General features: G+C 70.5%; 5 protein-coding genes and 1 pseudogene. 4 read left to right on the plus strand and 2 right to left on the minus strand.

The window, feature by feature from the left end:
• Positions 1-118, plus strand: a pseudogene (locus ACWGI8_RS37475) (LysR family transcriptional regulator); the annotation flags it as partial.
• A 150-nt stretch (positions 119-268) separates the two neighbouring features.
• On the opposite strand, the gene ACWGI8_RS37480 reads toward ACWGI8_RS37475, so the two are convergent.
• Entirely contained in the window at positions 269-736 is a 468-nt protein-coding gene (locus ACWGI8_RS37480; protein ID WP_453667906.1) for a pyridoxamine 5'-phosphate oxidase family protein, read from the minus strand.
• Positions 737-874: 138 nt separating this feature from the next.
• On the opposite strand from ACWGI8_RS37480, the gene ACWGI8_RS37485 reads away from it, so the two are divergent.
• Positions 875-1,525 (plus strand): cysteine hydrolase, encoded by a 651-nt coding sequence (locus tag ACWGI8_RS37485; RefSeq protein ID WP_453667907.1) that lies wholly within the window; start codon positions 875-877, stop codon positions 1,523-1,525.
• Between the two features lie 26 nt (positions 1,526-1,551).
• Here ACWGI8_RS37485 and ACWGI8_RS37490 read toward each other — a convergent pair whose 3' ends face one another.
• Positions 1,552-2,094 (minus strand): Rieske (2Fe-2S) protein, encoded by a 543-nt coding sequence (locus ACWGI8_RS37490; RefSeq protein ID WP_453667908.1) that lies wholly within the window; start codon positions 2,092-2,094, stop codon positions 1,552-1,554.
• Positions 2,095-2,872: 778 nt separating this feature from the next.
• Here ACWGI8_RS37490 and ACWGI8_RS37495 point away from each other — a divergent pair.
• Together ACWGI8_RS37495 and ACWGI8_RS37500 are read left to right on the plus strand one after the other, a co-directional pair.
• Positions 2,873-3,922, plus strand: a complete 1,050-nt coding sequence (locus tag ACWGI8_RS37495) for a M48 family metalloprotease (RefSeq protein ID WP_453667909.1) — start codon at positions 2,873-2,875, stop codon at positions 3,920-3,922.
• A 28-nt stretch (positions 3,923-3,950) separates the two neighbouring features.
• Positions 3,951-6,038 (plus strand): hypothetical protein (locus ACWGI8_RS37500; protein ID WP_453667910.1); only part of this gene is annotated, 2,088 nt, incomplete at its 3' end.

Raw genomic sequence — 6,038 nt, forward strand, 5'->3', positions numbered from 1 at the left:
ACCGGTACGGCAGAAGATGCTCCGGCACATCTACGCGGTCTGGCGCAGCGACGCGGACCGCCGGCCCTCGATCCGCGCGGCGGTGGAGGCGCTGCGGCAGTCGGCGGCCACGGTCTGAGCCCCGTTGCCCGGGTCCGCGGAGGATGGGGCCCGGGCCGCGTCCGGGCGGCCTGGGCCGGGCCCGGGGGCGTCCGGGCGGCCTGGGCCCAGAGCCCGGGGGGGCGTGGGGCGTCGGCCGCGTCCGGGCAGCGTCCGCGTCCCTCCGTGCTCAGAGCCCCGCGAGCTTGCGGAAGTCCCAGGACGCGATCGCGTCCGGCGTCAGTCGCACCCATGCGTGCCGGCCGTCGTGCGGCATGGTGTCCAGCCCGAAGTTCTTCCGCGCGAACAGCCGCTCCGGTACGTCGAGTTCTGGGCACGGCTCGCCGGTGCGGGGCACCTCGCCGACGAAGACCGCCGTGCCCGAGAGCTCCACGCCGCGCAGTTCCCCGTACTCCTCCCCGGAGTCCACCACGACCGCGATCCGTGGATCCCGGCGCAGCTCGGTCCAGCGCCGGCTGCGCGTGATCGAGTACAGCCACAGAGACGTCCCGTCCCAGGCGAACCAGAGGGCGCTCGCATGCGGCCGTCCGTCCGCGGACACCGTCGCCACCCGGCAGGTGCGCTGCTCGGCGAGGAACGCGTCCAGCTCGGCCGGACTCATCATGATCCGTCGGCCCCGGCGCTGTGTGACGGCCATCGTGGCCCTCCTCGTGATAGCGGCCAAATTCTCTGACTGAGTGTCAGAAATCATGGGCGCTCTTCCCTCATGGCGCAATGGCGGTTACCGTCGCGCGCCCGGTCACCCAGGAGAAGCGTCGACGAGAAGGGCGGAGTCGTGCCTTCGTTCGAACAGTTGGTGGAACAGCTCGACCCGGCAGGCACGGTGCTGCTCACCGTCGAGTGCCAGCAGGGCGTTGTCGGAGAGGACAGTGCACTGCCCGAACTCGCGGCGGTGGCCCGCGCGTCGGGCGCCCTGGACAATGTCGCCCGGCTGGTCGCCGTCGCGCACGCGGCCGGTGTGCAGGTCCTGCATGCGGTGGCGGAGCGGCGGCCCGACGGTCGCGGCGCGAACCGCAACGCGCGCCTGTTCAGGGCCGCCGAGCGGCTCCCCGTGCAGCAGCACTCCGGCAGCCGGGCGGTCCGTGTCGCCGAGCCGATCGAGGTCGCGGACGAGGACATCGTCGTCCGCAGGCTGCACGGGCTGTCACCGATCGCGGGCACGGACGTCGACGCGCTCCTGCGGAATCTGGGCTGCCGGACCCTCGTCGTCGCGGGAGTCTCGGCGAATGTGGCGATACCGAACGCCGTGTTCGACGCCGTCAACCTCGGCTACACGGCGGTCGTGCCCGCGGACGCCATCGCGGGGGTGCCCCCCGAGTACACCCCCGCGATGATCAGGAACACGCTCGCCCTCGTCGCCACCGTCACGACCACCGACGACGTGCTCGCGTGCTGGAAACGCCCGCGCCGCGCGACGCGCGCCTGACACGGGTCACGCGCGCGTCACACGGGTCACGCGAGCTTGATCGAGTCCCCGTCCACGACGATCGAAGCGGCCGGCAGCGGAGAGGTCGCGGGACCGCTCTTCACGCTGCCGTCCGTCGCGTCGAACATGCTGTTGTGGCACGGGCAGTTGATCATGCCGTCGGAGACGCTCTTCACCGCGCAGCCCTGGTGGGTGCACTTGGACGAGAAGGCCTTGAAACTGCCCGCCGTCGGCTGTGTCACCACGACATCGCCGATGACTTTGCCACCGCCCTCGGGGATGTCCGCGACCTTGGCGAGCACCTGCCCGCCACCGCCACCGCCCGTCGTGCCACCCGTGCTGCCCCCGGTGCTGCCGCCTGTACTTCCCCCCGTGCTGCCGCCCGTCGTGCCGCCCGTACCGCCGGTCGTACCGCCGGTCGTTCCGGCGCCCGCCGGCGTCTCGCTCACGCTGCCCGAGCTGTCCGATCCGCCGCACGCCGTCAGCGCCGCGGCGAGTCCGGCGCCGCCCGCCGCCGCGAAGACAGTGCGTCGCGCCACGGTGCGCGCGGGTCCCTGCGTTCCGGTCATGCCGGCTCCCTTTCCATGGTCGGCCCCGTTTCGGGCCCGCTCGTGTTGTTCTACGGGACCGGGCCGCGCCACGTTCAACGGCCACGCCGGAGAGCCGCACAGTCTGGCCCGATTGCCCTCCCGGGTCACGGCGACCCGCTGCGTCGCTGGGCCGTACTCACCGCACCCGCCGCGGCCTGGGCGTATCCCATCAGCCTCTGCTGTGAGCCCTGGCGTCGCCTGTCAACTCAGCGAGTGGACAGGACCCGTTCGAGTGGATCACGATGGGGCGTTCTTCAAAGGCCAGTGCGACTGCTGCCAATGCCGGGGGAGGGAGACGGGATTCAACACGTCTGTCCGCGCTGGCCTCGCACAAGCAGTTGCCGAGGCCCTCGTCTACGCGGCCAGTGCAACCGGTGTGGTGCCGCGGCCCTGAAAGGGAACCTTGGTGAGCGACCCGACGGATCCGTACACGTCGAGCGAACAGCAGCAGCAACTCCCGCCCCCGCCCCCGCCACAGCAAGGGGGATACGCTCCGCCACCCCCGTACGCGCCGCAGCAGCCCCCGGTGTACGGGCAGCCGCCTCAGGGGTTCCCTCCCCAGCCCCCGCCCCAGCCTCAGCCCGGATACGGACCCCAGCCGCCGTCCCAGCCCCAGCCTCAGCCCGGATACGGATCACAGCCTCAGCCTCAGCCCGGATACGGACCCCAGCCCGGCTTCCCTCCGCAGCAGCCCCCGGTGTACGGGCAGCACGCCCAAGGGTTCGTTCCACAATCCGGTTTCGTACCGCAGCAGCCGGTGGGCCATCAGCCTCCCCCGCCTCCGCAGCAGCCGAATCTCCTCGGCGGATACGCCGGGCAGGCACCACAGCAACACGCCCCGGCCCCCGCGCCGGGCTATCCCCCCGCGCAGGCACCCACAGCTCCTCCAGCACATGAGTACGCGCCCGGCCATGACCCGTACGCCGTCGCCCAGCAGGTCCACCGCCGGGCCGATGCGACGGCTTTGACGACCCTGCTGCTGATGCTGCCGAACTTCCTCGGCAGCCTCCTGGTGATGTGGCTGCTCGCTGCGCTGATGCCCTCCGGGGTCGATGTGGTCTTCATCATCGCTTGGCTGGCCTCGGGCGTACTCGTCTTCTACCGTCCCGCCGAGAGGCTGTTCGCGAAAACGGTGCTCCGGTGGCGTGAACCGACCGGAGCCGAGCTCGCCGTGCTGCGCCCGCTGTGGGACGACGTCACGCGCAGGGCAAACATCACGAACCCGGCGTACGAACTCTGGATAGAGGACAAGGACGAGATCAACGCCTTTGCCGCCGCCGGTCACATGGTGGGTGTGACCCGCTGGTCGCTGACCCGTCTCGCGCCGGACAAGCTCGCGGCGGTCCTCGCGCATGAGCTCGGCCACCATCTCGGGGGCCACGCCTGGGCCGGCCTGCTCGGCGAGTGGTACGCCCTCCCGGGCAGGATCGCCATGTTCCTGGCTCGTGTGGTGCTCCGCATCGTCGCCGCCGTCGCCCAGGTCCTCCCGCTCCTCGGCTGCCTGGTCGGCCTCATCTTCGTGGCCGTGGTGATTGCCGTCGCGGTTTCCTTCCCGCCGCTGCTGATCGTGCTCGTGACGCCGTACCTGCTTGCCTGGGCCGGACGCACGGCCGAACTGCGTGCCGACCGGACGGCCGCGGAACTGGGCTACGGCCCGCTGCTGCACGCCGTGCTGAGTGAATGGCAGGCGTCGGGTGCCGATTCCGCCGGCGCCGACGACAACCTCGTCGCCCGTCTCATGGCCTCGCACCCTCCGATGCATCAGCGCATCCGCGAACTGGAGAAGTTCGCTGCGGCAGCCGGCTGAGCAACGTGCCCGACCAGGAGTTCATGTCATGACCGTTCAACCCGACGAACCACGCATGGAAGCCGAGCCGCTGATCCGGCTGTTCGATCCGGGCCAGCGGATCGGCTGGGTCTACCGTGATGCGGAAGCCCACCGCCACGCGTTCACCCAGCCGCCGCCCGCACTCGCCGACGTGCCCGAGATGCTGCTGAACAGGGCACGGGCTGCTCGGCTGAACACCGCGGACCGGAAGGGGACCGCGCTGAAGGTCGGCGGCGGTCTCACCGCGTTCTTCCTGGTGATCTCGGTGTTCATCCCTGCGACCGGGCTGGTGCTGGCAGCCATCACCGCCGCGGGCGCCGTCCTCGTCCACACCCTGTCCGGGGGCGCGGCGACAACGGCCGATCAGAAGCTGGAGCAGGTCCGCCACGAGCTGGCACAGCGGTACCAGCACGAGTCGGCGGCGTGGACCCAAGCCAAGGGCCAGTTCGAGTACGCCGAGGACCAGCGCATTCGCGGACTCGATCTCTGGGGCGCCCTGCCCATCGGGGCCGGCACCCCGCGTCTCGATGTGTTCGGCGGAAGCCGGCGCAGCCGGGAAGGCTTCCTCACCGTCTTCGGCGCATCGACGCTGCGCGAGCGTCCGCTGATCGTCCTGGACCTGACGCAGACCCAGATCTGCCGGGAGCTGTCGGTCCTCGCTGCCCGGATGGGCGCCCCTGTCGATGTGCAGCTGCTGCCCAGTCAGCAGCCGCAGAGCAGCATCCTCGACGGCCTCCGGCCGGACGAACTGGTCGACGCGCTCGTCGAAGCCGTGTACGGGGACGAATCGGAGGCCACCCGAGCGGGCCGAAGTATGGACACCCGGATCCTCAACCGGCTCTGTGACGCCCTCGGTGAGGACGTCACACCGGCAAGGATCGCCGCTGGACTGCGGGCGCTGCTCGGTGATCTCGACGACAGCGGCTGTCTGACCCGTGCCGAGCGCAACCGCATATCCGACGATCTGCTGACGGACAAGAACAAGGACCAGATACGCGAGGGACTGATGCGGCTGGAGTCGTTCATCCAGCCGCTGGCGCATCTGGGAAGCGAGCGCGCGGGGCGCGGCCCCGGCTACCTCACCTGTCTCAGCCTCGACCGTACGACGGGCAGCGCCAGCATCGAACTCCTCACCGACCTGGCCATCCTCAGTGTGGCGCGTCGCCTCTCGACACTCGACGAGCAGGCACCGGCCGTCGTGGTGGCGCTCGGAGAGCATGAGGTGCAGCGGCGTCACCTGGAGCAGCTCGCGAGTGTCTGTGAGTGGCGCGGCGCGCAGCTGACCGTCATGCACGCTCATCTGCGGGAGACCGCACGCGACATGATCGGTGGCGGCGCCGTGGCGTTCATGCGACTCGGAAACCACCAGGAAGCCGGTGTCGCCGCCGACTTCCTCGGCCGCGAGTACCGGTTCACGTTGCACTCCCTGACCGACACCCGCGGCGAGAGCGTCAACAGCTCGGTGGCCGTCACCAAGGGGACCTCCACCTCCACCTCGACATCGGTCGGCTTCTCCCGGTCCTGGGGGACGAACTGGGGCACCAGCTCCTCCAGCACCTACTCCGACGGCTCCGGCTTCCCGACCAGCGGTACCAGTGGTTCCAGCGAGGGCGGCAGCTACACCGAGTCGGAGAACCGGAGCACGAGCAGGACGTTCGGCACCAACGAGTCGACGTCGCACACAGAAGGCACGAGCGTCAACACGAGCGACGGGACGACGACGCAGCGGGTGTACGAATACGTGCTGGAACCGACGCAGCTGCAAGGGCTCGCGGAATTCAGCCTCGTCTTCGTGGAACGCGGACCGGACGGATCTGTCAGGACCCGCACCGCCGTGTGCAACCCGAACATCGTGAAACTCGAGCGGTTCAGCAACCAGCCTCTGGCCGAACTGCCGTTGCCTCCGAGCACCGGGGTACTGCCGCATCAGCCCGCAGGGGTCCCGGATCGGCCGGCCCCCGTCGTGCCGCCCCAGGTGCCCGCTCACCCCGTGCACGAACCGCAGCCCGCCGCGAGCCCCAACCCGTACGGCGCGTACGGCGCCCATCCGGGCGGGCCGCCGCAACAACCGGCCTGGCCCTGGCCTCCGGGGGCC

Source organism: Streptomyces sp. NPDC054841 (assembly GCF_053611045.1).

Excerpts from the sequence above, each read along its gene's own strand:
- ACWGI8_RS37490 (WP_453667908.1), bottom strand. The coding sequence starts at position 2,094 with ATGACCGGAACGCAGGGACCCGCGCGCACCGTGGCGCGACGCACTGTC.
- ACWGI8_RS37480 (WP_453667906.1), bottom strand. The coding sequence starts at position 736 with ATGGCCGTCACACAGCGCCGGGGCCGACGGATCATGATGAGTCCGGCC.